At 58.5% G+C, this 25,537-nt stretch carries 21 protein-coding genes and 2 pseudogenes; 15 read left to right on the top strand and 8 right to left on the bottom strand.

Annotation, left to right across the window (positions count from 1 at the left end; translation table 11 throughout):
• Positions 1 to 499 precede the first annotated feature (499 nt).
• Positions 500 to 1,027 carry a hypothetical protein gene (locus tag SO180_RS29925; protein WP_449382420.1) on the bottom strand — a complete coding sequence of 176 codons (528 nt, stop codon included), beginning with the start codon at positions 1,025 to 1,027 and terminating at the stop codon, positions 500 to 502.
• Positions 1,028 to 1,082: 55 nt separating this feature from the next.
• Between SO180_RS29925 and SO180_RS29920 the strand changes: the two genes are divergently transcribed.
• The 6 genes from SO180_RS29920 to SO180_RS29895 all read left to right on the top strand — a co-directional run bounded on the left by SO180_RS29920 (position 1,083) and on the right by SO180_RS29895 (position 6,663).
• The gene (locus tag SO180_RS29920; protein ID WP_449382419.1) at positions 1,083 to 1,427 is read left to right on the top strand and encodes an ArsR/SmtB family transcription factor; all 345 of its coding nucleotides are present in this window, start codon (positions 1,083 to 1,085) and stop codon (positions 1,425 to 1,427) included.
• 11 nt (positions 1,428 to 1,438) lie between these two features.
• Positions 1,439 to 1,912 carry an ArsI/CadI family heavy metal resistance metalloenzyme gene (locus SO180_RS29915; protein WP_449382418.1) on the top strand — a complete coding sequence of 158 codons (474 nt, stop codon included), beginning with the start codon at positions 1,439 to 1,441 and terminating at the stop codon, positions 1,910 to 1,912.
• 11 nt (positions 1,913 to 1,923) lie between these two features.
• Positions 1,924 to 2,442 carry an arsenate reductase ArsC gene (locus SO180_RS29910; protein ID WP_449382417.1) on the top strand — a complete coding sequence of 173 codons (519 nt, stop codon included), beginning with the start codon at positions 1,924 to 1,926 and terminating at the stop codon, positions 2,440 to 2,442.
• On the top strand, positions 2,442 to 3,122 hold the full coding sequence (locus SO180_RS29905) for an MIP/aquaporin family protein (RefSeq protein WP_449382416.1): 681 nt from the start codon (positions 2,442 to 2,444) through the stop codon (positions 3,120 to 3,122). The genes SO180_RS29910 and SO180_RS29905 overlap by 1 nt, the downstream gene beginning before the upstream one ends.
• A 555-nt stretch (positions 3,123 to 3,677) precedes the next feature.
• A complete protein-coding gene (locus SO180_RS29900; protein WP_449382415.1) occupies positions 3,678 to 3,854 on the top strand; it encodes a hypothetical protein in 177 nt (58 codons plus the stop codon).
• Positions 3,855 to 4,704: 850 nt separating this feature from the next.
• On the top strand, positions 4,705 to 6,663 hold the full coding sequence (locus tag SO180_RS29895; protein ID WP_449382414.1) for a glycoside hydrolase family 127 protein: 1,959 nt from the start codon (positions 4,705 to 4,707) through the stop codon (positions 6,661 to 6,663).
• 413 nt (positions 6,664 to 7,076) lie between these two features.
• On the opposite strand, the pseudogene SO180_RS29890 reads toward SO180_RS29895, so the two are convergent.
• Both SO180_RS29890 and SO180_RS29885 read right to left on the bottom strand, forming a co-directional pair.
• A pseudogene (locus SO180_RS29890) lies at positions 7,077 to 7,202 on the bottom strand (RlpA-like double-psi beta-barrel domain-containing protein); the annotation flags it as partial.
• Positions 7,203 to 7,420: 218 nt separating this feature from the next.
• Positions 7,421 to 8,539, bottom strand: coding sequence for an O-antigen ligase family protein (locus SO180_RS29885; RefSeq protein WP_449382413.1), 1,119 nt, complete (start codon positions 8,537 to 8,539; stop codon positions 7,421 to 7,423).
• A 1,493-nt stretch (positions 8,540 to 10,032) separates the two neighbouring features.
• On the opposite strand from SO180_RS29885, the gene rfbB reads away from it, so the two are divergent.
• The 7 genes from rfbB to SO180_RS29850 all read left to right on the top strand — a co-directional run bounded on the left by rfbB (position 10,033) and on the right by SO180_RS29850 (position 17,814).
• Entirely contained in the window at positions 10,033 to 11,076 is a 1,044-nt protein-coding gene (rfbB, locus tag SO180_RS29880) for a dTDP-glucose 4,6-dehydratase (protein ID WP_449382412.1), read from the top strand.
• Between the two features lie 5 nt (positions 11,077 to 11,081).
• Complete coding sequence (gene rfbD, locus SO180_RS29875; protein ID WP_449382411.1) at positions 11,082 to 11,975, top strand: dTDP-4-dehydrorhamnose reductase; 894 nt, start codon at positions 11,082 to 11,084, stop codon at positions 11,973 to 11,975.
• Positions 11,972 to 12,844, top strand: a complete 873-nt coding sequence (rfbA, locus tag SO180_RS29870; protein ID WP_449382410.1) for a glucose-1-phosphate thymidylyltransferase RfbA — start codon at positions 11,972 to 11,974, stop codon at positions 12,842 to 12,844. Before rfbD ends, rfbA begins: the two co-directional genes overlap by 4 nt.
• Positions 12,845 to 12,884: 40 nt before the next feature.
• Positions 12,885 to 14,843, top strand: coding sequence for a glycosyltransferase family 2 protein (locus SO180_RS29865; protein WP_449382409.1), 1,959 nt, complete (start codon positions 12,885 to 12,887; stop codon positions 14,841 to 14,843).
• 165 nt (positions 14,844 to 15,008) lie between these two features.
• Positions 15,009 to 15,773: an ABC transporter permease gene (locus SO180_RS29860; protein ID WP_449382408.1), complete on the top strand. Its 765-nt coding sequence runs from the start codon at positions 15,009 to 15,011 to the stop codon at positions 15,771 to 15,773.
• A gap of 2 nt (positions 15,774 to 15,775) precedes the next feature.
• Positions 15,776 to 16,558, top strand: a complete 783-nt coding sequence (locus tag SO180_RS29855) for an ABC transporter ATP-binding protein (RefSeq protein ID WP_449382407.1) — start codon at positions 15,776 to 15,778, stop codon at positions 16,556 to 16,558.
• A 248-nt stretch (positions 16,559 to 16,806) separates the two neighbouring features.
• Positions 16,807 to 17,814 carry a glycosyltransferase family 2 protein gene (locus tag SO180_RS29850; RefSeq protein ID WP_449382406.1) on the top strand — a complete coding sequence of 336 codons (1,008 nt, stop codon included), beginning with the start codon at positions 16,807 to 16,809 and terminating at the stop codon, positions 17,812 to 17,814.
• Positions 17,815 to 17,881: 67 nt separating this feature from the next.
• Here SO180_RS29850 and SO180_RS29845 read toward each other — a convergent pair whose 3' ends face one another.
• From SO180_RS29845 to SO180_RS29825, 5 genes and pseudogenes are all read right to left on the bottom strand, one after another.
• Positions 17,882 to 19,093 carry an MFS transporter gene (locus tag SO180_RS29845; RefSeq protein ID WP_449382405.1) on the bottom strand — a complete coding sequence of 404 codons (1,212 nt, stop codon included), beginning with the start codon at positions 19,091 to 19,093 and terminating at the stop codon, positions 17,882 to 17,884.
• 1,393 nt (positions 19,094 to 20,486) lie between these two features.
• Positions 20,487 to 20,736 (bottom strand): annotated as a pseudogene (locus SO180_RS29840) (cell envelope biogenesis protein TolA); the annotation flags it as partial.
• Between the two features lie 25 nt (positions 20,737 to 20,761).
• Positions 20,762 to 21,016, bottom strand: coding sequence for a hypothetical protein (locus SO180_RS29835; protein WP_449382404.1), 255 nt, complete (start codon positions 21,014 to 21,016; stop codon positions 20,762 to 20,764).
• Between the two features lie 535 nt (positions 21,017 to 21,551).
• Positions 21,552 to 21,869, bottom strand: coding sequence for a hypothetical protein (locus SO180_RS29830; RefSeq protein ID WP_449382403.1), 318 nt, complete (start codon positions 21,867 to 21,869; stop codon positions 21,552 to 21,554).
• Between the two features lie 21 nt (positions 21,870 to 21,890).
• On the bottom strand, positions 21,891 to 23,003 hold the full coding sequence (locus SO180_RS29825; RefSeq protein ID WP_449382425.1) for a DUF1236 domain-containing protein: 1,113 nt from the start codon (positions 23,001 to 23,003) through the stop codon (positions 21,891 to 21,893).
• A gap of 211 nt (positions 23,004 to 23,214) precedes the next feature.
• On the opposite strand from SO180_RS29825, the gene SO180_RS29820 reads away from it, so the two are divergent.
• Positions 23,215 to 23,442, top strand: coding sequence for a hypothetical protein (locus SO180_RS29820; RefSeq protein WP_449382402.1), 228 nt, complete (start codon positions 23,215 to 23,217; stop codon positions 23,440 to 23,442).
• A gap of 656 nt (positions 23,443 to 24,098) precedes the next feature.
• Positions 24,099 to 25,496 (top strand): TAXI family TRAP transporter solute-binding subunit, encoded by a 1,398-nt coding sequence (locus SO180_RS29815; RefSeq protein ID WP_449382401.1) that lies wholly within the window; start codon positions 24,099 to 24,101, stop codon positions 25,494 to 25,496.
• Positions 25,497 to 25,537 lie beyond the last annotated feature (41 nt).

The following is a 25,537-nucleotide window of genomic DNA, read 5'->3' as shown; positions in this document are numbered from 1 at the left end:
CGTACCGCTTGCCGTCCGATCGCCCTTGAGAAGGCCAGGGGCGGCTCTGTCGGCGAGGGCAACCTCACAACTCGCCAAGCGCATAGGCATGAAGAAAGCATGCGTAGCAGTCGCGAGAAAGTTGGCTGGCGCACAGACTTTCACTTCGGCCAGCCGCCCGCCCCGCGAGCGACTTGAGTGTCATTCCGGCGTAGCCGTCTGCTCTGCCGAGGACGTGGGGTAGGTCAGTCTGCTTCGATCCCTGTGCGGATTCAAGCACGTTTGTGAGCTTGGACGACCTAGCCTCGCCGGACGCCATCATGGAGCGACCCAATGGTCGACTCCGAACAGAAGCGCGGACCAGGCAGAAGCCGTAGGCGGCAACGATCGTTACCCAAGGGGCGGAGACGCTTCGCGGCTCCGGTCGCGGGCGTATGCCTGCGAGTAGAGCGTGACCGACGGAACGGAGCGCCGCCAAAGCGATAATCTCATTTGCTATCACGACCAGCGTCGGATTTGATCAAGATTTGCGGGCCGCAAGCACTAAGGGATGGTAGAGGAGCGCCCGTAGGAGCAGCGGTGCCGCGACGAGGAGAGGGAGCGGCCAATACGTGACGTGCGGAAGATCTTTCCAGTTTGGCAGTTGCTTTCCATTGTCAACATAGAAAGCGATCACCAGCAGGACATAAGACAAGCTCATTCCAGTCATGTGTAATCTGATCCAATGTCTCCAACGCAGCCGAAGTGCCGAGCGACCAAACCATGCGCAGCCGAAGGAACAAGCTCCCAGAACGAACAGGTGAAAATTTTCGCTCCAGCGCATGATCGAGAGAAATGTCACGGAGGCGAACAACGCGAGCAGGCACCAGAAGTAGATCGTACCGAACGTAGAATGACGCCCCCGGCGCTTCTGTAAGAGCAGCGCGACCACCCTTGCGAGAACGCAAGCGATCCCGAGCGGGATATGCAGGCCCACAGTCACTTCAAGAAACGCTGGATCGGTCGAGGGAATGGCAATCCCCCCGATGGAGGTCGTGTCTCCATACATGCCACTTATCTATCGTTGCTTGACATTTGATCGTCAATTCAATAGTCGTTGAATTATGGAAAAGACAGATGCTGTGAGTGCGCTGGCCGCGCTCGCGCAGGATAATCGCCTCGATGTATTCCGCTTGCTCGTAGGGGCAGGGCCGGACGGCATGCCGGCTGGTGCCGTTGCTGACGCGCTCGGTGTCGCGCCAAACACACTGACGTTTCACTTTGACCGGCTACGGACCGCCGGTCTCGTCAGCTCTCGGCGCGACGGCCGCTCGATCATCTATGCCGCGCGTTTTGAGGTCATGAACGCGCTGATCGCTTTTCTCACTGAAAATTGCTGCGGCGGGGTGTCCTGCGCGCCGGCCGCGGTATGCAAGTCCGCCCGCACACGCACGAGAGTCCCATCCTGAAAGGATAGCCCATGAAGCGTCTCCATGTTCATGTGTCGGTCGCGGACATTCCCCATTCCATTCAATTTTATTCCGCACTGTTTGCAGCGCAGCCATCGGTGGCGAAGTCTGACTACGCGAAATGGATGCTGGACGATCCGCGCGTCAATTTCGCGATCTCGACGCGCGGGCGCGAACCCGGCCTCGATCACCTCGGCATCCAGGTGGAGAAGACGGAGGAACTACACGAGGTTTATGAGCGCCTGCGGCAGGCGGGCGGTGAGGTCGTCGAGCAGGGCCAGACGACCTGCTGCTATGCCAAATCTGAGAAGTCCTGGATCGATGATCCCGCTGGCATCGCCTGGGAGACCTTCCATACGACAGGCGAAAGCACGGTCTATGGCGACGGTACGGGCGAGAACGCAGTGCGGATCGCTCATGAGAAGCAGAGCGCGTGCCGCGCGCCGCAGCCGGTTGCGAAGGAAGCCACGGCCTGCTGCAACTAGGGACATTCGAGATGGCCGATCACCCATACAGTGTCTTGTTTCTCTGCACCGGCAACTCGGCGCGCTCGGTCATTGCGGAAGCGGTCCTCAACAGGATTGGAGCGGGAAAATTCCGCGCCTACAGCGCTGGTAGTCAGCCGAAGGGCCGAGTCCATCCTGAGACGTTACGACTGTTGCGCAGCCTGGGCTATAACACCAGGGGTTTTCGTTCAAAGTCCTGGGTTGAGTTCCTCAAGGCACCGAAACTCGATTTTGTCATCACCGTCTGCGACAACGCCGCAGAGGAAGTCTGCCCAGTCTGGCCCGGCCAGCCGATGACGGCACACTGGGGTATCCCTGATCCTGCGGAAGCCACCGGCACTCCGGCCGAAGTCGCGCTGGCCTTCAAGGAAGCATATCGTCTCCTCAATCAGCGCATCAGTATCTTCACATCATTGCCGCTGCGCTCGTTTGACGAACTCAGCCTCTCGAGCAAGCTCCGCGCAATCGGCGAGATTGAAGGGGCGACGCGGGCAACGGAACGCCATTGATGCCGTCGCTCGCCCGTTCCATCGTTGCCGAATGGCTCGGCACCGCATTCCTGCTCGCAGCGGTCGTTGGCTCAGGGATCATGGCGCAGAAGCTGGCGGGCGGAAACATCGCGCTTGCACTTCTCTGCAACACCATTCCGACTGGCGCAATCCTTGTCGTTCTCATCCTCGTCTTCGGTCCTATCTCCGGCGCGCATTTCAATCCGGCCGTGACGCTCGCTCTGGCTTGGCGTAACAAGCTACCATGGACCGCTGCGCCGATTTATATCGCAGCTCAGATCGTCGGCGGCATCGCAGGTGTCTGGACGGCACATCTGATGTATGAACTTCCGGTCCTGCAAGTTTCGCTGACGCAGCGGACCGGGGCCGCGCAATGGCTTGCCGAAGCCGTTGCGACCTTCGGGCTGCTGCTTACGATATTCGGGTGTGCGGCGCGCACGCCCACGGCCATCCCGTACGCCGTCGGTCTCTACATTACTTCCGCCTACTGGTTCACGGCCTCAACCTCCTTTGCCAATCCAGCCGTGACGATTGCTCGGTCGCTGTCGGATACATTCGCTGGGATCGCTCCCGGCGGGGTCGTCGCGTTCGTCGTCGCGCAATTGCTAGGCGCGGCTGCGGCGGTGGTATTAGATGGATGGATGTGCGAGCAGAAGCAGAAGCCGCAAAAGGCGGCGTGACTGCTACAGATCAAAGCGAGAATTCAACGTTTCGATCCCGACTGGGTCGCTTTTATCCCAAAACGAGACGTGAAGCCCTGGAAAAGGGCTTGATCTTCAAGTTCGGATTACAGAAGGGATTGTCACCCGATGGGACCGACCCAAGACTCGGTGAGCGCAGCGAGTAAAGCCCGGCCCGCCATCTGCGGGCGCGCCCCGAGGAAGGCACAAATCTGGCCCGCATAACGCTTTCCGGCGAACATGCCGTTGAGTGGATTGGCACGTCGTACCGATTAAAAGGTCCGCAGGTCCCCGGCCCCGATAGATGTAGCGAAGCCCTGAGCGATCGGTGTAATCGCACTCTTCCGATCGACGCGCGGTGGCTCGTTGAAGGCAAAGAATAGAAAGCGGGTCGACCAAATTCTTGAGCAGAATTTCCGCGCAGTTCATGAGCGGCTCCCAAGGGCATGAACACAGAGGCGGGAAAGAACAGTGCGGTCGAAAAGACTCGGTGAGCGGGGCGATATCGCATCCGACCCGCTTGCTTTTGTTCTTGTTATGTTCTATAATGACCCAATGATCGATCACCGCCCACGCCCCAACCTGCGCATCGTCGAGGGACGCAAGCCCAGCGTCCTCAACGACGGCAGCGCCGTGCTCGAATTCACCCAGATCAAGGTCGTCGGGATCATCGATTCCGAGTCCGGCCTGATCACGGGCTTGTCGCGGCGCCGACCCGAACCGGCGAAGTAGCGGCTGGCGCGAGGGGTAAATCGCTTCCTCCAAGTTCGACACAGCGGAGCTCTACGGGGCCGCATCTGAATGGAGAGCTACAGGCTGAAGCTCCAATCTGACGCGCGTCGAGATTCCCGAGAAGCTCGCGCAGAGCGCGGCTGTACGCGAACGAGCGATCGCCTACGTCACCGAAGACCATTCGGGGTTTCGGAGCGGCGATGTCCTGGTCTGCAACGCCAGCGCCCCATGGTCTGATGGGCGATGGACGCGAAGCTGCTCAAGCGCCTTCATGAAGGCGGTGTAGCGGTTCACGCGTGCCCTGCTTGCATTCGAAGGCCATGCTGTAGGCAGCCACGCGATCGTGGGCTCTCTGACGGCGGCCAGAACCACGAAGCGCGTGGCGTCCCGCCGGAACTCGAGCATCAGCAAGGCGGAGCGAAAATCCATCCGCGCCAAAGGTGGCGCACAGAATCCACATTGAACCCGGTATGGACTGCTGGACACCGACGACGTGATTGTTGCGGACAATCTGCGCCCGTTCCGGCACGGAAATTGCTGTCTTGACTGTTTGAGCGTGCTGGTCAGCACGATGTACGGAGATCGACAATGTCGTTCGCGTCGAGCGTCATAGAACGTCCCATTCTGTTCGACGAAGGTGAGTTCACTCTCCGCCGCTGGTTCAGATTGCATGACCAAAGAGATACTTCAATCGCTCGTCACGCCGCGGTTCCGACGAACGCGAAATGAGCTGACCAAAGCGGGCAGGACGTGCTGGGGCCACCAATTCGCGCCTCGGATATCTCAACAACGATCTCGCACAGGCTTTCGTGACCTATGAGCCTGTGCATCCAACACGAAAGAGAGGCAGATGAATCGGCCGACGCTTACGGAAGTCAATCTCCATGACTTAACGATCACGGATCCGCTTATTGGAAAGTGCCAGCAAATGGTGAGGGACGTGACGATTCCTTATCAGTGGGAGGCGCTGAACGATCGTATTCCCGAAGTCACACCGAGCCATGCGATAGAGAACTTCCGGATCGCCGCCAACCGAGCAAAGGGCGAGTTCTGCGGTACAGTTTTTCAGGACAGTGATGTCGCGAAATGGCTGGAAGCGGTCGCCTGGTCGCTGTGCCAAACCTCCAATCCAGAACTGGAGAAAGCCGCCGATGACCTGATTGAACTGATTGCGGCCGCGCAGTGCGGCGACGGTTATCTGAACACTTACTTCACGGTAAAGGCACCTGGGGAGCGCTGGAGCAACTTAAGCGAATGCCACGAGCTTTACTGCGCCGGCCATTTGATTGAAGCTGGCGTCGCTTTCTTTCTGGCTACTGGAAAACGGCGGTTGCTGGAGGTCGTCTGCAGGCTGGCCGACCGTATCGCCGCGGATTTTGGGCCAGAGCGCCATCAGTTACACGGCTATGATGCTCATCCGGAAATCGAACTTGCATTGGCACGCCTCTACGAAGTGACCCAGGAGCGCCGATATCTCACACTCGCCAATTATTTCGTGGAGCAACGCGGCACCGAGCCGCACTTCTATGACATAGAGTATGAGAAGCGATCCCGTCACCGCAAATCACACGCCACGCCCCTGGTGGTGAAAGATAAAGCCTATAGCCAGGCGCACTTGCCAGTCTCGGAGCAGCGAACCGCAACAGGTCACGCGGTTCGCTTTGTATACCTCATGACGGGGGTTGCCCATCTGGCGCGTTTACTTCAGAACGAGCAGCAACGCCAAGCTTGCCTGCGGCTATGGCAAAACATGGTGCAGCGGCAGATCTATGTGACCGGCGGTATCGGTTCGCAAAGTGCCGGCGAAGCGTTCAGTAGCGACTACGATCTGCCGAATGATACTGTGTACGCGGAAAGCTGCGCGTCGATTGGCCTGATAATGTTCGCCCGCCGGATGCTCGAGATGGAAGCGGACAGTCACTATGCCGATGTGATGGAGCGCGCGCTCTATAACACTGTTCTGGGCAGTATCGCCTTGGATGGACGCCACTTTTTCTATGTCAATCCACTCGAAGTTCATCCCAAAACGCTGCGGTCCAACCGCATCTACAGTCATGTCACACCGGTGCGACAGCCCTGGTTTGGCTGCGCCTGCTGTCCGCCGAACATTGCGCGCCTTTTCACATCAATTGGCCATTACATCTATACGGCACGTCCCGACGCGCTCTATGTCAATCTCTACATTGGTAACAGCCTGGCGCTGCCGGTCGGAGAACATACGCTGCGCCTGCGCGTGAGCGGCAACTATCCCTGGGAGGACTGTGTAGAGATCGTCGTAGAATCGGACCAGCCAATCACGCACATGATCGCCCTGCGACTGCCGGAATGGTGCACGGCGCCGGAGGCCAGGCTGAACGGCGAGGTCGTCAATTGCGAGTCCCGCAAAGGCTATTTGCACATTCACCGCACGTGGCAACAGGGCGATCGCCTCAAATTGCTGCTGCCGATGCCGGTACGCCGCGTGTATGGTCATCCGCAACTTCGCCACTTGGCCGGCAAAGTGGCTATTCAGCGGGGTCCTCTGGTTTATTGTCTGGAAGAAGTCGACAACGGGCCGGAGCTCCACAATGTTTGGCTTGATGAAGATAGCCGGTTTTCGCTTAGCGAAGGCACTGGTCTTCTCGCCGGCAAGTTTTTGCTGCAGGCTGAGGGCTTTCGTTTGCAGCATAGACACTCTGAGGAAGCACCGCTTTATCACTATGATAAAGTGCCTGGACAGCGGCAATCGCAGCGGTTGACATTCATTCCGTGGTTCAGCTGGGCCAACCGTGGCGAAGGCGAAATGCGAATCTGGATCAATGAATGGTAACGCGAACCATGGGCGGCGCCTGTTTGAAGCGGCCGAGAGGGAAGGATGGGTTGCGACCCGGCATGGGCTGGGCCCTTGCAGACAGGGCAGCCTGCCTTATCGAGACCGACGGATAGGTCGATGTTTCAACCCGGCTTTCGGTCGTTTAGCGATTCCAATCCCATCGACTCGATGTTCAAGACGGCGTTGGAAGCGGCCGGCCTTTGAGAGGCGACGGGGCGCCAGCATGGCCAATCGACGGGGTCGCATTCAGCGGGCTTGATTGCGACCTGGCGTACGAAGCGCGCGACATCCTGCAGATGTAAACTTGATCTGCAGGGCTGAGCGCATTTGGCAGCGCGGTTCGCAAAATCGCTTTTGCACAGGACGTGTTGCATAGTCGGCGTTCACGAATGCCAACCGAGCGCAGAAATTCATTCGATGACTGCGGCCTCAACCCGCGCCACACCAGATCCGACGAAGCCGAGTTGTGCGGCCGGCGCGCGCGCCAGGCGCAATACGCGGCCGCACACGGAGGGGCCACGGTCGTTGATGGTGACGACAACCGATCCGCGCGCTGTGCGCCCTCAATTATCGCTAGGGCGAGGATGCGCGGTTTCGCCGCGCGCCAGGCCGCCGTTGCGCAGGCCATCGCGCCGAAGCCATGTTGAAGAGCCTTCCACCAAATCATTTTTGAAATGAACGGGTCCGCGCCGGAACGTCCCAAAATCGTAGAGATCTTTGGGCGTGGCGCGGATGCGGATAGCTTTTGCCCTACTTAGCGCGAAGCAGGCGCGATGGCGGACTCCAGCCGGGCCCGCTTACGCCCCTCAATCCGCAACAGTTCTCCGCCAGCAATCCCAACCGCCAATACGTAAAGCCAGCCTTCGTACGCGTCCATCAGGTGCGAATTGAAAACCGAGCTCGCAATATTCTGCACTGCCGCAAGCATTCCGATCCAGGCAACAAGGGCCCTGCTGCAGAACAGCTGCACCTGCGATATCCACATCGCCCAGACAACGACGATACCGATGCTGCCCCATTGAACCGCGGCAGCAAGCGTCTGATTGTGAGGATTGCTTACAACGAGGGCCGATATTCCAGTTCGCCCGATCGATTCTTGCCCGAAAAGATGTCGGATCGAACCAGTCCCATGGCCCAGGACCGGAGCTCTTTCGATGAACTGAATTGACTTGCGCCAAAATTCGAGCCTTTCAGCTGCCGAAGGTTCTTTCTCTCCAATTTGGGCATTTGGCTGGAACGCAGCCAATTCTGTGAAAATCGCAGAGACTTTTCGTTGCAGATTGGGAGATGCCTGCCACAACGCTCCGCATAAGATGCAGACACCGATGACGGCGACCAACGCAGTTCGTTGGCTTGAGTAACGTATGGCCAGGAGAACCAGCATGATCGGCAAATAGAAAAACGCTGTTCGAGCGACGTTGATAAAGGCAAGGTTAGCAAAGAACATGACGCTGACCACACCCAGCGCCGCACCCCAATAGCGCTTCTGCTGAGACGCCGCCTCAAATGCAAGGCCTGCCAAAGCCACGGCAACAAGCGAAAACCCCTGGCTTTGGTCAATGTAATTTCTCACGGGAACGCCGAAGCCACCGGTTCTTTGAACCATCGCCAATTCCGGCATCGTCGATGCAACGAACGAGTAGATCAGCAGAATCACGTTCGAGACTACGAAGGTCGCGAACACCCATTTAGCGCGCGCACTGGATTGGAAGTGGAACAACAGGAGCGGGAGCAGCAGTAGCTTGGTCATTTTCCCCAAAGCACTGAGCCGTTCTGGCCAGGGTACTTCGTTGGCCCAGATGACCCCTATCGCCGCTAGCAATACGAGAGCCAGCGGCAGGGCGCCAGCAGGACGACTGATCGTAGCGAGCATCCGCTCGGAGCGGATCGTTGTCAAAATGCCAAAGAAGAGGACTAGTCCAAGTATACTGGTTAGGCTGGTCGACCAAGGTAGTCCGGCCACAAGCGCAAGCACGACGATGTCAACATTCCGGAGCCTCAAACTGTGTGCGCGGCCTACTTCTGGGCCGCTCCACGTTGTGCAGGCGAGCGACGCTTCCGTCACAAATCGCCGAGAATAAAGTAGAACAGCTGACATTATCTGCATATTGAGTACCGTGTCCCAAGCGGGCGGCTGCGCTCGCGCTGGGGCCTATGAAGCGGATCGATCGCCATGTCGTGATCGGACCGACTGTGTTTCTTTGGAAGGAAGCGCTAAGAGGCGATTACAATTTCCATCACCGCCAAATTCCAGCTAACCGCTCTACAATCTCCCAACCTGGAAACTCAGAGTGGCAACTCTTCCTGGGTCGACGAGGCGAGGATGATGATCCAGTGTGGTTTCGCGATGGAAAATCCACGAGGAGCTGACGGACTTCGTTGTTCTTGCCAGCCCTGTTGTCGAGCCCGAGCGTGATGTCAGTCAAACGATCGACGGCCAAACGATAAAGCCCATTTCAGAGCAGGTGTTGTCATTCTCGGGTCGCGGACGTCGACGCATCCAGCTGCGCGCTCCTGCCAATCGCTCAACGGGATTATCGTCGATCGGCGCAGCGAGGCCACACGCCAGATTAGGAATCCCGGCGAGGCACATAGCAGTGGAATAAACTGCCCGCGCGTCCCATTTGGGATGCATCAGGAAGATCCTTCGCTAGGCCAGCGGCGCATTGCCATTTCCCACACGCCTTTTAGCTCGGAGCGCGTTGCTCCCCCGGCCGCTTGCACCGCCACTCCCTGATTGACCGTCCAGACACGGGGATCACGTCGGTGCGCGCGCCCGCAAGCAGCACGGGGCCGGGCCGGAGTGTTGCTTTTGGCCGCGCGCTGGTGATTCACCCCCCAAACTGGGCGCTCGAATCATACGTTATGGACTCACCGATTTTGAATGGGCTGCCATAAAGCCGATATTCGGCGTCGCTCGCGCAACAATCGGGCACTTCAATGAGCAGGCACCTGCTCGGATGACGCCGTTCAAGATCGTGACGCGTTTGAGCCGCACCTAAGAGCGTAGACCTTGGACAACGCCAACTCGCACACTTCATCTCGGCCAGAGAACTTTTTCCGATAGGCCGAGCGGCCGACCTTCGGCGAAAGGTGAGCGCGATAAATGAGGGGCTCGCCTATCTCAAATGGGACTGGCACTCCTTTAAAGCTTCCCGCATGTGTACGGAAATCGACACCCACGGCCGGCATATGCAAGGTAACCGACGAACTATTCACTTTGGTGCGATCGCGCCATCGCTCGAGATCTCGCATTCGAGGTTGATTGCAGGATTCCGCGCAGTGATCTCCTTTGTCAAAGGACAACGGCAGCCAAGACGGGCTGGCCCAACCCCGCCTTTCAGCTACCGAAGCTTGAGCAATTGAATGCGCATTCTGGTATCGGGCGGCGCCGGTTTTATCGGGTCGGCGGTTTGCCGTCATTTCGTTTTAGAGCTCGGCTACGAAGTGGTCGTGGTGGACAGGCTAACCTATGCGGGGAACTTGGCGTCGTTGGCACCCATTGCCAACAATCCGCGCTATCATTTTGAGCAGCGGGACATCTGCGATGCCGAGGCCGTCGACGCCCTGTTCTCGAAATATCACCCCGATGGCGTGATTCACTTGGCCGCTGAAAGCCACGTTGATCGATCGATTTCAGGATCTGATGTCTTTGTGCAAACCAATGTGGTCGGAACCTTCGCCTTGCTCGAAGCTGCCCGGCGGTACGTCTCATCTCAAAACGTGCCAGACTTTCGTTTTGTCCACGTATCGACTGATGAAGTCTATGGCTCGCTCGGAGCGCGCGGACTATTCACGGAAGCTACGCCGTACGATCCAAGCTCTCCTTACTCCGCAACCAAGGCCGCATCAGATCATCTCGCGAAGGCCTGGCATCGCACGTATGGCTTGCCGGTGATCGTTTCCAATTGTTCGAACAATTACGGCCCTTATCATTTCCCGGAAAAGCTCATCCCATTGATGATCCTTAATGCCCTGAATCGCCAGCCGCTTCCGGTATACGGGACCGGCTCGAATGTTCGCGATTGGCTCCATGTGGAAGACCATGCGCGCGCGCTGGGCCTCATTTTGAAGGGCGGACGACCAGGCGAGACCTACAATATCGGCGGCAGAAATGAGCGCCAGAACATCGATGTGGTGCGCCAAGTTTGCTCGTGGATGGACATACTGCGGCCAACTGACCAGTCGCATCACGAGCTCATCCAATTTGTGCCGGACCGGCCGGGTCATGACCGCCGCTATGCTATCGACGCCTCAAAGCTCGAACATGAGTTGGGTTGGCAGGCGCAAGAAACATTTGAAGCCGGACTCGCGAAAACAGTCCGTTGGTACCTGCTAAACGAACATTGGTGGCAGCCCTTACGAGAGAAGATATATGCCGGCGAACGTCTCGGTCTCGTAAGAGGGTGAGCATCGTGCGCCTCTACGTGATCGGGACGGAGGGACAAGTATCAAGGTCCCTCAGAGAGTTGGCTGCGTCCGCGAGTGACGCGGTCTTTGGTTTTGCGGCGCGGCCCGAGTTCGATCTCACGCGGCCCAAGTCCTTGGCCAGTGCAATTATGTCGTTCAGGCCGGATATCGTGATCAATCCGGCTGCCTACACAGCTGTTGATCGGGCGGAAACGGAATCCGATCTAGCCTATGCCATAAACCGCGACGCGGCCGGCGAGGTCGCGAAGGCGGCAAACGCGGTTGGTGCGACCATCGTTCATCTCTCCACTGATTACGTCTTCGACGGGAAAAAGCCGGGCGCTTACGGAGAGACGGACCAACCTAATCCGCAAGGCGTTTACGGACGCTCCAAACTGGAGGGCGAACTTGCTGTCGCCGCGGCCAATCCTCGCCACGTGATCTTGAGGACGTCTTGGGTTTATGCGCCGTTTGGGCACAATTTCGTTCGCACTATGCTGAAGGCCGGCGCGGAACGAGAGTGCGTTCGCGTGGTGGGCGATCAACGGGGCTGCCCGACCTATGCACCCGACATCGCCGCCTCGATCGTCTCAATGGCCAGACGGTTGGGACAATGGCAGCAGCAATATAGCGGGATTACCCACCTCGCCGGGTTAGACGCTATGACGTGGCATGAATTTGCCGGTCTGATTTTTCGCGAAAGCGCGAAACGAGCGGGTCCATCGGCCGCAGTCGAAACCATTTCGTCCGCGCAATATCCGACTGCAGCCGTACGGCCTGCCAATTCACAGCTGTCGACTGAAAGATTGCGCTCACTTTTCGAGATCAGCTTGCCACCGACACCATCATCCATCTCGGCCTGCTTGGACCGCATTTCGCATGAGGGGAAAGAACTATGAAGGGAATCATCCTTGCCGGGGGCAACGGTACACGCCTTTATCCAATGACGGCAGTGACATCCAAGCAGCTTCTGCCGGTCTACGACAAGCCGATGATCTACTACCCCCTTACAACCCTGATGCTCGCAGGTATTCGAGACATTTTGATCATCGCAACACCCCACGACCTTCCGTTGTTTCAGTCCCTTCTTGGAGATGGAAATCAATGGGGGCTGTCACTGTCGTATATGACGCAGCCAAAGCCTGAGGGGCTGGCGCAAGCCTTTATTATTGGTGCGACGTTCGTGGAAGGGCACAATTCAGCGCTTATCCTCGGCGATAACATTTTCTTCGGGCACGGCCTTCCCGCGCTGCTTGCCAACGCACGCTCACGCACAAACGGCGCCACGGTGTTCGCCTATCAGGTTTCGGATCCTGAGCGTTACGGGGTCATCACTTTTAATGAGAGCGGTAAGGCCAATTCCCTTGAGGAGAAGCCAAGACAACCAAAGTCCAACTTTGCCGTGACGGGACTTTATTTCTACGACCCGCAGGTTGTCCATCTGGCAGCAGATATACGGCCTTCGGCAAGGGGCGAGCTAGAGATCACCGATCTGAATCGGGCGTACCTCGATCGGGAACAGCTTGCCGTCGAGCGCATGAGTCGCGGCTTCACGTGGCTTGACGCCGGAACGCCCGACAGCCTGCTCACGGCTGCAGAATTTGTTTCCGTGCTTGAGCGACGTCAGGGATTCAGAATTGCGTGCCCGGAGGAGATTGCCTTCGGACAGGGGTTCATTGATCGCGACCAGTTGATGCGGCTAGCCGGAACGTTGGGAAAAGGTGACTACGCGCGCTACATCGTCGGCGTCGCCGACGGCCACAGCTGACACTGGAACATTGGATCCAGCATAGAGAGCCAGCAAGACAGTGTTCGACAAACTCGCTTCAGATGACCAGCTTGACTATTTGAGGTCGCGCGCGCGTCGGCTGCCCAACTGGATGCGCTCGCCGCTCAAACGTCTATTCAAGGTTACGAACCAACTCCAAAATCGGCGATACCAGAGCTGGGTGCAACAATACGACACGCTGACGCCGTCCGATATTGACGCGATCCGTCGTCATCTAGACGTGTTGCGATACAAGCCCCTACTGTCCGTCGTTATGCCGGTTTATAACCCGCCGACATGGGCTCTCCGTGCAGCAATTGAAAGCGTTCGCGAGCAACTGTACTCCAATTGGGAGCTGTGCATTGCCGACGATGCATCGCCAGACCGCCAGGTACAAGCCTTGCTGGAAGCGTCGACGCGAGATCCCCGAATCAAACTGGTCCGGCGAACTGTTAACGGCAACATTTCGGCTGCCTCCAATTCTGCGTTATCGCTCGTTCAAGGTGAGTTCGTCGCCTTGATGGATCAAGACGACCTGCTGGCTTCGCACGCCCTTTATGAAGTTGTCGTGGCGCTCAATGACCGCTCCGATCTTGATATCATCTACAGCGATGAAGATCAGATCGATCGGCGAGGTCGGCGTCAGACTCCATATTTCAAGACGGACTGGAACAAAGAACTGTTCTTAGGCCATAACCTCATTAGTCATCTGGGAGTCTATCGGCGCTCTCTCGTGGAGAAAGTCGGCGGATTTCGATTAGGCTTTGAGGGTAGTCAAGACTACGATCTCGCGCTGCGCTGTATTGAATCGACCTCACCCGATCGCATTCACCATATTCCAACGGTCCTTTATCACTGGCGTCGCGATTTTGGCGCGCGCTCGTTCTCCGAAGCAATACCTGCGCGGTGTGCGCAAGCCGCTCGACGGGCCATCGACGAGCACCTGCAGAGAGGTCATGAGAATGCCGTCGCGGAACAACATCCGGTTTTGCCTGATTGGGTGCGGGTTCGCCGCCAGCCTCCAACACAGGCGCCGACCGTCACACTCATTGTGCCGACGCTCGACGGATCAGGCCTGCGTGCCGCTTACGCAAGAAGCTTGCTCGAGCAAACCGACTACCCCGATCTTGAGCTTTTCGTGGTCGATCACGAAAGCCGATCTACGGAAGCCCAGTCGCTGCTTCAAAGGCTCAGTGAAGATCCCCGCATGCGTATCCTCACGTACAGCGGGCCGGTCAATTATTCCGCGATGATCAATATGGCAGCCCGTTTGGCAAACGGAGCAGTACTCGGTTTGTTGAGCGATGATATTGAGGTCGTCAATCCGGGCTGGCTTTACGAAATGGTCTCATGGGCCGTTCGAGACGACGTGGGTGCGGTTGGAGCTAAGCTGATCTATTCGGATGGTCGCGTTCGACATGGCGGGCTGGCACTGGGCATTCCTGGTATTGCCAAGCCGTTCAATTATCGATTGCGCCGAGACGCGGCCGGGTATTTCGGTCGGAACGCGCTGGTCTCCGAAGTCTCCGCCGTAACTGGAGCCTGCCTTGTACGAAGATCGGTGTACGAACAGGTTGGCGAGCTGGATGAAATCAACCTGCCCAATGCCTTTTCTGATGTTGACCTTTGTTTGAAACTCAGACGCCGCGGGTACCGGAACATCTGGACCCCGCATGCGGAGCTCTATCATCATCAATCCAGGCGGGATAACTCCGACGCGCACGAAGAACATTCGAAAGATTTGCGAAGCGAGACCGCCTACATGCTCAAAACATGGAGGCGGGAGCTGTCGCGTGATCCCTTCCACAACGACAATCTCGCCAATGACGCGACAACCTCCTTTGAGCTCGCGTTTCCTCCGCGACGCCGAAAGCCATGGAAAGAACAATATGTGGCACGCGTTGATTGTTCGGTGATTGCGGAGCGCCCCTTTGGCGAAGACGCCTCCAGTTCGAGCGCGCATAACGTCCAGATTCACCACCGCGAGCCGACGGCATGATTGATGCGAACAATCTCAGACCAAACGTCTTTGCAATCTTGAGACAACGTCCGTACGCCGCAAAAGTAACTGAGCAAGCCGATGCACCCATTGTCTGTTAATCGAAGTCATTTCGACGTCCGCCTCCCGGCAACGACGACCGCGCGAGGCTTCAAGAGCGCCCGCTTGGACCTCCTGGATGGCCTAACCCATTGGAGGCTTTGGGGGTCGTTGGGCTGGAACGAGATCGTTCAGCGGTATCGGCGCTCCGTGCTGGGCCCGTTTTGGTTGACCGCCAGCATGGCGGTCATGGTCATCGCTTTGGGCGTGGTATATGCGGAGCTCTTTCAGCAGGAAGTCGACCGATTTATTCCGTTTTTCTGTTCCGGCATGTTGGTCTGGACGTTGCTGTCGAGCTATTTGACGGAGAGCGGAACGCTGTTCACCGGCTCTGAGTGCTACATTAAGCAGATTAGCTTGCCTTTCTCGGTCTATGTTTTTCGTTTCAACTGGACCAAGTTGATCATTTTTGCACACAATCTCATTGTCTATTTCGGCGTCATCATCTATTTCAGAATTTGGCCCGGATCAGTTGCCCTTTTGGCCATCGTTGGCCTCTTAGCCATCGTCGTGAATGGGATCTTTGCAAGCCTGACAATTGGAATGGTCTCGGCGAGATTTCGCGACATTCCGCAAGTCATCAATTCAGCCGTGCAAATTCTGTTCTTTCTTACACCGATCTTTTGGCGGCCAGACTCGCTGAAGGGGCACTCCTTTATCACCCGGTACAATCCGTTTTTTCATCTTCTGCAGGTGGCGCGCGCGCCGCTCCTGGGAGAGATGCCATCAACAGAGAACTACTGCGCAGTAGGATTGATCACAGCTCTCAACATCGGCATCTCAGTCTATTTGCTTTCGCGCTTCCGCGGCCGAATCGCGTATTGGATTTAAGGATGGTAACATCAGCCTTTGACCAGACGCCTCTGCTTGCGCTTGATGATGTAAGCGTTTCCTTTCCTATCTACCAAACAGGTTCGCGCTCTCTCAAAAAGCATCTGTTGTTTCGTGGCACTGGCGGCCAGCTTGCAACAGATGCCAGTCATAGGATTGTCGTTGAGGCGCTCAGAAACGTCTCTTTCCAGTTGACTGCCGGTGATCGCATAGCCCTCATCGGCAGTAATGGGGCCGGCAAGACGACCCTGCTTCGCGTCATGGCCGGAGTCTACCAACCGACAATCGGGAACGTAACGTCCTGTGGCCGAATTTCACCTCTGTTTGATATCGCACTGGGAATCGATGCTGACTTGAGCGGATATGACAATATCCGGCTGCGTGGCATGCTGCTTGGGCTAAGCTCAAGCGAGATAGAATCGCACATGGCGGACATCGGCGATTTTACCGGCCTCGGTGACTATCTGAGCATCCCGGTACGCACCTATTCGTCGGGTATGATGACGCGATTGACGTTCGCCGTGGCAACCTGTTTCTCGCCAGAAATCCTATTGATGGATGAATGGATCATGGCTGGCGATGCAGCTTTTCTTGCCAAAGCGCAGCGTCGTGTAGCTTCCTTCGTCGAGCGAGCGAGCATCCTGGTGCTCGCTTCTCACAGCTTCGAAATTTGTCGGCAGTGGTGCACGAAAGCCATCTGGATGGAGCGCGGTGAAATCCAGATGTTTGGTGAAATTGAAGCTGTCCTACAAGCCTACTCTGAGATCTGTGCTGGTGGTCCCTGATGCTTGCTAGCCTACGCTTGGGGCTGAGCTTGGGGCCGCGCTGCCGCAGTCTCAAGATGATGCGACTGCGAGGACAGACGCCTTGCGTCGGGATGGCTTTCATTGAGAGCCGCGCCGATGCCACCTGGTCTATATCGACAATTTTACTACCGCATAGCGCTGTCGCCAACCTGTTCAACAACCGGATGGCGGCGCATTCAACTTTAGGTTAGATCCCCTTCAGAGCAGGCCTACAACTAGGAGTTACCATGGGCGCGTCCGATGATCTCTCGATCGTGGCTATTATTCCCATGTACAATGGTGCCACGTTCATCAAAGAATCCCTCGCGAGCGTGCTGGCTCAAACGCTTCCGCCGAGCGAAGTTATCGTGGTGGACGACGGTTCAACCGATGACGGAGCGGCCATCGTCGCGAGCCTGGCGATGGTCCATCCGAGGATCAGGCTGCTTCGCAAGGCGAACGGCGGCCAATCGTCTGCTCGAAATTTTGGCGTCTCCTACTCCAGAAGCCGTCTGATTGCCCTCCTTGACCAGGATGATGTCTGGCATCCTCATCATCTCGAGATGCTGTCCAAACCGTTCCAAAAGAAGCGCGGAATTCCGCTCGGCTGGGTCTACAGCAACCTTGATGAAATCGATGAAAGCGGCGGGATGGTCACAAAGCGCTATTTGGACAAAGTGCCCGCCGAACACCCGAAACAAAGCATTATCGAGTGTCTGGCCAGGGACATGTTCATCTTGCCATCAGCCTCACTCATCTCGCGCCGAGCGTTCGAGGCAGTCGGTGGATTCGATGATAGGCTATCCGGTTACGAGGACGACGACCTTTTTCTGCGGCTCTTTCGCGCTGGATACGATCACGTCTATCTTGACGAACCTCTTTCGAAATGGCGCATTTATCCAGGCTCGACATCGTATAGCCCGCGCATGGCGAGGTCCCGTATGATCTATGCATACAAGCTTGCGACGACCTTCCCCGACAATCCTCGCCAGAATCGGTATTTCGTGCGTGATCTGATCGCGCCGCGGTTCTACGCAAACCTGCACGGCGAATACGTAACGGCCCTTCGCCGCGGTGACCGCGAGGCAATGGACCGCGTCCTGAGCGACATCGGATCAATCCTGCCGCACTTGAGGAAGCGACATGCCTTGATGTTTCGTTCGATGGGCAGTTTGCTGCGCGATCCAACCATCGGCTACGTCGGTGTCGGTATCAGGCATTGTCTGACAGGACTGATGCGGGCCCGTTTATCGTGAAGGAAGCCGGCATGATCCACGAAGTCGCAAAGACAGTTTCTGAGCAGCTTCCAACGATACACGATTGTCAGTCCTCGCCAGGCGCTGCGATGTCAGATTGGCGGAGCAATGCCGCAGCAAGCAAGGCTGATAGAGCATAGCCGACGCCCGGCAATATCAGCGTAACCCCGTAACCTAATCTTGCCGCGAGAAACCCGCTCGCTGCGAAGCCCACCAGTGCAAACGCCGACATTACCGAAGTCAGGAACGTGACATCAGTTCCCGTCTTGCCCGGCCTGGCAATCCCGAGAAACCAGCTCGTGAATGTAACATGCTGGACTGCGAGCGCGGCGAACACCATCCCAACGCTCGCGACGGCGCTCACGCTTACGTCCAAATAGTGATCGATCACCGAAAGCCCTCCAAAACCGATGGCCAGGACGGCGCAGCCCCATATCAGGCCACGGTGCGGTGCCATTCGCGTCAGGATCGCGCTCGTCAGCGGCGCAATGATAGTATACGTCACCACGTTCGAGAGAGCTCCGATCCAGCCGATATCTGCCGCGGCAAAGCCGATATCAACGAGCCGCAACTGCACCGTTGCGAACGCCACTGCGATTCCGATAACGCCGGGCCCGATCAAGGCAGCCGTCGACCACAGGCCGTTGTTGCGTAGCATCGCAAAGATGGATAGGTGCTGTGGCGAGCGCGACCGACCCTTGCAAAGAAGCGGTTCAGGAATCGCAAACACCCACCCAGCGAAGACGGCTACCAGTAGCGTCAAGCCCAGCAAAGCCGGGCGCCAGCCGAAAATCTCGATCAATTGCAGGCAGACCGCGCCACCGATTACGTGGCCGATGGCCCGGCCCCAACCCAGCAGCGCAGCCCCGAGCGGCCGCTCGCCGGAATCGAGGGCGTCCGCTATGTACCCCAACGTTGCGATCCGCTGTGTAGCGGCAATGGTCGCAAGCGCGAGAGAGACAAGAAAAACTGGCACGAAGTCGGTCTTCGGGTTCAGAAATGCCATCGTTGCCAGCACCGTGGTGCTGGCGACTTGAGTCACCAGGATCCATGAACGTCTCAGCCCGAGACGATTGAGGCTCCATCGATCCACGACCGGGGCCCAAAGGAAGTTAACGGTGAAGGCAACGAATGCCGTGCTATATAAGCCGACCAGTTCCAGGCTGGCACCGTTGCCCCGGAGGATCACAGGAATGGCCGAATAGATGAACGCGATCGCCAGATACTGCTGACTGGCCAACGCAACCATTCCGATGTGTGGCATGAAGCGACTTTCCATCAACCTCTTCCTCCGAAAGAGCGATTTCGCATGTGCACTTAAAGCGTCGTTTGAATAGACAGCGGAACAGCGCAGCCGCCCCTGAAAGCGGGATATGCAGCTTTCGAGATCTCGAGAAAGCGCCGAGGCCGTAGACAGCTCGTCCGTCTCGATCGCTCGTTGGCCAACTTGCAACGCCTTCAACTTGCCCGCCGATGTGCCTTATTGCCGAACGCAATCGCGCCCGGTCCCGAGTGGCTCGCGCGATTTCAATATTGCGCAATCAAAATGAGACGCAGGCAAACGCTGTCGCCTCAGCTGCGTTCAGGACCTCGCGTTGAGGATTGCGATCATTGAACGGACATCCGTGCAGACCACAATTGGCCAAAAGATCGGTATTCGTCGCGGGCTACGCCGCGCTCGATCGGGGCGAAGTACGGATGGCCGTTACTACCTCCGATCAGGTTGTGCGCAAAGGATGCACACTGCGCCTGACCATGATCTCTTCGAGCAAAGCTTGCTTTCAGGAAAGTGGGACTGTCGACAATGCCGCCATGCCGGCAAACATGGATTACAGAATCACTTCCAGCGGTAACCATCGCCGAATTGCGCGCCAGTATATCTTCCGACCGGCTCCAAACAGTGGGCGGCGGCTTCACTGCTGGCCGTGGGCGCGCCGAATTGGCTGCGCAACTTGCGAGGGACGCAATGGTTGTGGCTTCGCAAGACCGAACTCCAGATCGCATCAAACACTCCGCTGCACTCTCCCGCCTTTCAGCCGAGCGCTGTGAAACTGGCGTCGGTGACGGCGGTACGAATGAAGCAAGCAGCGTGCCGCCTAACACTGTCGGGTTCTCCAGCGCCTCGTAATGGGTGTGCGCGTCGGATTTTGGACATTCGTCTCAAGCCCGACAATCACGCGGTGATGTTTCGACTGTATAAGCCGTACCAAACTATGCGCAATTCAAAGGTCGAACGCTAGGATTGACACGTGCGGACTCCTTGCGGATTGGGTTCTCATTCGCCACCGCATTCACCTTGCTCCGGACGATCGCGGGCGCTTCCTGAAACTGGTGGGGACGGCTTAACTCGATGCTGGCTGGCAGCTACGGCGCAACGCTGAGGGCGACTACAGCCCAAACCCAAAGGCCCAGCGCTTTCCGCCTATCGAAACGGTTACAGCGGTCAAACCAAAGCAGACGATCACGAGCTTGTTTTGGACTTTGCAGAACCGTCCCTTGAAGGAGATGTAGGGTCTCGTCGATGAAACTCTGCGCACGGTCTCGCTGCTCTCGTACTCTTGAAGGCGCCCGGCACGCCGCTCTCGCGGCGCCCAATCGCTGATCTTGGGCGCGGCTCTCTTGCCCGGGTTCGGCCCGGCGCCTTTCGCGGCGAACTTCGTTCGCGCCGGATCCCAGGGCGGACGGGAGTCCGGAGCGCCCGGCAAAGCGTCCGTTCGATCCAGCTGGACGCCTGAGCACCACGCCTGGCCTGGACATCGTCGCGGTGACGACGTCGGGGTCGTCCATCTACTTGGCGACACCTTGATGAAAGAGATTGCTTCCGGCGCCCCAAGCCTCGAGCGCCGCCTTCATGGAAGGCGCTGCGATCGCAAGATCGTAGAAGCCCAGCGAGGTCTGAAATGTCCTGAGCTTCCTAGCCACGAAGCACGTGCAGGTTCGCAGCTCCCTACCGCCGACGGGCGACCCAGACTCCGAGCAGGAACGCGACAAAGAGCGACTGCAACGGAGCCTCCACGGTCAGCTTGCGCAACTGGTCGGCCCAGCGCAGCGCGGTGTCCGGCGGAGGCGAGTGGGTGCGTCGACGGCTTCCTTCCACTTCGGTCTTGGCGTCCGGCCTTGCTCCGGAAGCCTGCTCGATGCCGCCATCCTCGTTCGTTAGCCCGGAGGCTTCCGTCATTGCCGAGGCTTCCCTCATGTCCATGCGAGTCCTCCTATTCGTGTTTTGCGGAGCAACCAGGCGCCGGACTGACTGGTTCCTACGCTGTCGCTCCGGAGGGCCTGAGCTAAGCCGACTTCCGCTGCAACCTGGCCGCCGACTTCTTCGCCGCCGCCTCTTTCGGCTTCTTGCCCTCGATCGGCATCAGCATTTCCTTCTGGCCGGCCGCCGCCTTGCGCGGCTTCTTGGCGGGCTTGCCCGCCTTCGCCGGCGCGCGCTCCCGACCGACGCTCTGCCGCAGCGCCTGCTAGCGTTCTGCACAGGCGCTGCGGAGCTGGACGACCTCGTGCTACCTGCTCTGCCGCAGCAGCCGAATCGCGGCCGCCAAGAAGCTTCAGCGCGGTCTCGATCTTGGCGAGACGCGCCTGGATCTCGGCGCTCTCGTTCGAGCCGGGATGGACTTGGAGCCGCGCCAGCAACTGCTCTTTCTGGGCCAGGAGTTTCGCAACAGCAGACATCTCATCACCGCCAGAGGAAATCAATATCGAAAGGGCCGCTCTTCGAGCGGCCCTTTCCTAGTTCACCAGCTTCGGGTGCCGAAGCTGAAACCGATGCTCGGGCCACCGCCGTAGTAGCCGTAACCGCGATCGTAGTAACCGGGCCCTCCATAGTAGCCGTAGCTGCGGCGGACCACGTAACCATCATCGTCGTCATAATAGCGCTGAACGTAGCGAGGGCCGCGGGTACGGTAGCAGCGACCGTATTCGTTGCAGACCAGGCGAACCTGATCGATGGCGGAGGCTTCGGTCGAACCGATGGCCGCGGAATTGAGCGGAGCGGCAACCGCCGCGGATCCTAGCAGCGCCGCGGCGACTGCGCCAAGTGCAATTGTTTTCATAGTCGTTTCTCCTGATGCAGATCATTCGATTTCTTCGATGATGCGACGGTCGCCGGGTTCGACGATGTAGGTACGGCTGTCGCGGTTGATGTACCGATACTCGCGGAGGGTCGGAGCTTCGCGATAGACTTCTTCCGGGAAGGCCTCGATCTCCACTCCCTCCGGCACGCGCTCGCCGGTCCGGATCTCGGTCCGGACCGAGCTGCCGGTGGTCACCCGCTTCTCCCGCTCGACCGGGTGTGCCTTGGCGTGCTTGCGGACGACTTCTCGATCGCGCTCAGTGAACGTCGCCTTGCGCTGCTCCGTGCGCGCCGGCGCGGCTGCGGTCGAGCGGCCGGAGTACGGCACGACCGTCACGATCTTGTAGGTCGAAGGCTCGACGATCACGATCTCGTCCTTTACCAGTACGAAGTCGTAGCCGCGGTACTGCGGCAAGATTTCGACGACCTCGGCCGGCAGCGGCTGCAGGCGGACGTCGCGCGGCACGACGGTGCCCACCGAGAGCGAGAAGTTCACGTTGGTGAGCGGCTGCACGTTCAGGTGCGAAATCGACGCGCTGATGCGGGTCCGCTGCTGGTCGTTGATGTTCACCGATGCGTTCACGTTGGTGTTGGACGAACGATCAGCCGTGTTCTGCTGATTGTTGGGCTGCTGGGCCGTGTTGGTCGAACCGCTGCCCGTAGGCGATTGCGCCTGGTTGTTGCCGGAGGCGGATGGGTTGGCGCTTTGATTGTTTGTGTTCGAAGGCGGATTGGTCTGCGCCTGGTTGGAAGGCGTCGTTGTCTGGTTGGACGGCTGATTGGTCTGGGCCTGGTTGGTCGAGTTGTTTGAGGACGGTGCCTGCGTCGTGTTGGTGCCGGACCCGGAATTGGACGACTGGCCAGCAGCGGTCTGACCGCTCGACGCCGGAGACTGCGTCTGGGCCGAATTCGTCGAAGGATTGGCCGTCTGAGAAGAGGAGGACGAAGGCGAGGGCGCCGAGGTCGTGCTCGACGAAGACGGCGAGGTCGAGCTCGAATCCTGCTGCCGCTGGGTCGTCGAGGGGCTCGTAGTATTGTTAGGCGAAGATTGCGCAAAGGCCGAGGTCGCGATCGCCAGCGCGGCGGTGGTGGCCAACAGCAAACGCTTGTTCATGTGAAAACTCCCGATTATCAGATGCCGAACAACTTTCAGCGATGGCTTCGGTTCCAAACCGGGAAAAAGCGGCAACCTCACTTCGTCTTTTCCGACCTCCCGTTTTTGCTCTCCCGGAAAGCGTAAGCCTGCCAATTCCGATGTCGGGAAGAAGTGGAACTTCGAAGAAGGATGGAGGTTTCCCAACGCTAGTTCAGCAAGGGAGACGACCATGAAGAAACTGATCCTGTGCGGCGCGCTCGCCGCTTTCGCGTTGGGCACCCAAGCCGCGAGCGCCGCCGAGTTCTACATCGTGCGCGATGCGACCACCAAGAAGTGCACAGTCGTGGACAGCAAGCCGACGACCACCACCACGACCGTCGTCGGCAACGGCATCTACAAGACCCGCACCGAAGCGGACGCCGCCGTCAAGACCACGAAGGTCTGCACCGAGCAGTAATCAGCGCGCGGTCGCTTGACGGCCATGAAGGAGGACATCATGCCCGGATTGCTTTTGTGGGCCGTGCCCGCCGTCATCGTCGTCGGGGGCGCCGGCTATTGGCTGGCTCACATGCACTAAGCGAACAAACTGGCTTCCAAAAGAGCCCGCCGGGGATGCGGTGCGGGCTCTTCATTTGCGTGTGCCCTGAAAGCGCCCCCCGTGAGACCCCACAAGCCGACCGCCGCGAAATGCAAGCTCCCAAGCAAAGACCCCACCTCCGGGCAAGCGGGGGAGGAGCTGGGGTCTCGCGCCTGATTGGCGTCCTGTCGGAGTACGCAAAGGGAAAACCCCGATGTGATCTCGACGGCATGAAAGACCGGCACGAACGGGGAGCGCTGGAAGAGACGCTCGCCTTGGCACTGCGGATACTGCGTCGATAAATCAGGGAATGATCCCTACGTTCCGGGCTCGAAACAGATCATCCTCCAAGATCTGCTTGATGGTGCCGCGCAAAGGCGGATGATCCAGAAGCTCGCTCGCAGTTCAAATCCAAGCCGTTCGCGAGCTCGTTCTTGCGTTCGGCGGAACCTTCCCGCCCGACGCAGGTTCGCCACAAGTTCCCGGCGACGCACTTGAAGTCCCCAAGCAGCCTTTCGTTCACCTAGGGTTCGCTGATGCCACCGTCCGATCCAGCTAGAAGTTCTCACGATCGCCGCCAACGAAGACTGTTGATCGTGTTGGCTCTGGGGTTCGTCGTCTTCGGCGCCGCAGCGGCTGCCCTGTTCTACCTCCTGCAGCCCGAGACCCTCCGGATCGCCGTCGGCCCCTCGGGTAGCGAAGACCACCAGGTGGTCCAGACGATGGCCGAGGCTTTCGAGGAGGAAAGCAGGACCGTCAGGCTCTCGCCCGTCACGACCGGCGGAGCGGCCGAATCCCTGGCTTTGCTAGGCGCCGGCAAAGCCGACCTGGCGGTCGGCCGCGGCGACCTGGGAATGCCGGCCGACGCGCAGACACTGGCCGTCCTGCGGAAGAACTACGTGGTCCTATGGTCGCCCTCCGGGCGCAAGGATTCCAGGAAAAAGGCAGCGAGTAAGATCGGAGAGATCGCCGATCTGGCCGGTCATAAGGTCGGCATCATCGGAAGGACGGGCGCCAACGTCGCACTCCTGCGGACAATTCTAGAGGGCTCAGGCGTGCAGCCCGACAAGGTTGCCACGGCTCAATTCGGGACCGATGAGATCGAGAAGCTCGCTAAAGACGCCACCCTCGACGCGTACCTCGCCGTCGGTCCGCTCGACAGCAAGATCACGACCGACGCCATCGCCACGACGTCCCGATCGCGCGGAGCGCCGAAGTTTCTCCCGATCGACGCGTCCGAGGCCATCGCCCTGAGGCACCCTCGGTACGAAGCCGAAGAGATCCCCGGCAGCGTCTTCAACGCGAACCCGGCCTGGCCTGAGGACAAGGTCGACACCATCAGCGTCAACCATCTCATCCTTGCCAGAAAGGAATTGTCCGAAGCCAAAGCTGCGGCCTTCTACCGGCAGCTTTTCGCGGTACGCGACACCATAAGCCAACGTGTCGCCGGCGCCGCGCACATCGCAAAACCAGAAACCGAGAAGGAGGCGGAGCCCTCCGTGCACCGTGGCGCGGCGGCGGTCATCAACGGGACCGAGCGGACGTTTCTGGACAAGTACAGCGACTATTTCTGGTTCGCGTTGCTTCTTCTTTCCGGCATCGGTTCGGCCGCCGCCTGGCTGCGTCGCTATCTGAATAGGGACGAACGGGACGACAACACCAGCCAGCGCAACCGCATTCTTGCCGTGGTCTCTGAGGTTCGCGGTGCCGAGTCCGAACAGGACCTGATGAGGTCGCAGCGCGAAGTCGACGCGATCATCGCCGAAGCAATCAAGTGCTACGACGATGGAGCGCTCGAACAAGAGGACTTGGCCGCATTCGGTCTGGTGCTTGAACTGTTCGATCATGCCGTCGCCCAAAGGCGGGCGGCGCTGCAGAGCGGTCCGGCCGACGAATCTCGCACGTCGGGTCCAACTCTTGCCTCCAGACGATAGCGCCCCCCGCACTACAATCCCAGCGATACAACGCAAAAGTA

It is taken from the genome of Bradyrhizobium sp. UFLA05-112 (genome assembly GCF_053572325.1).
This window is presented reverse-complemented; position numbering and strand designations above follow the sequence as displayed.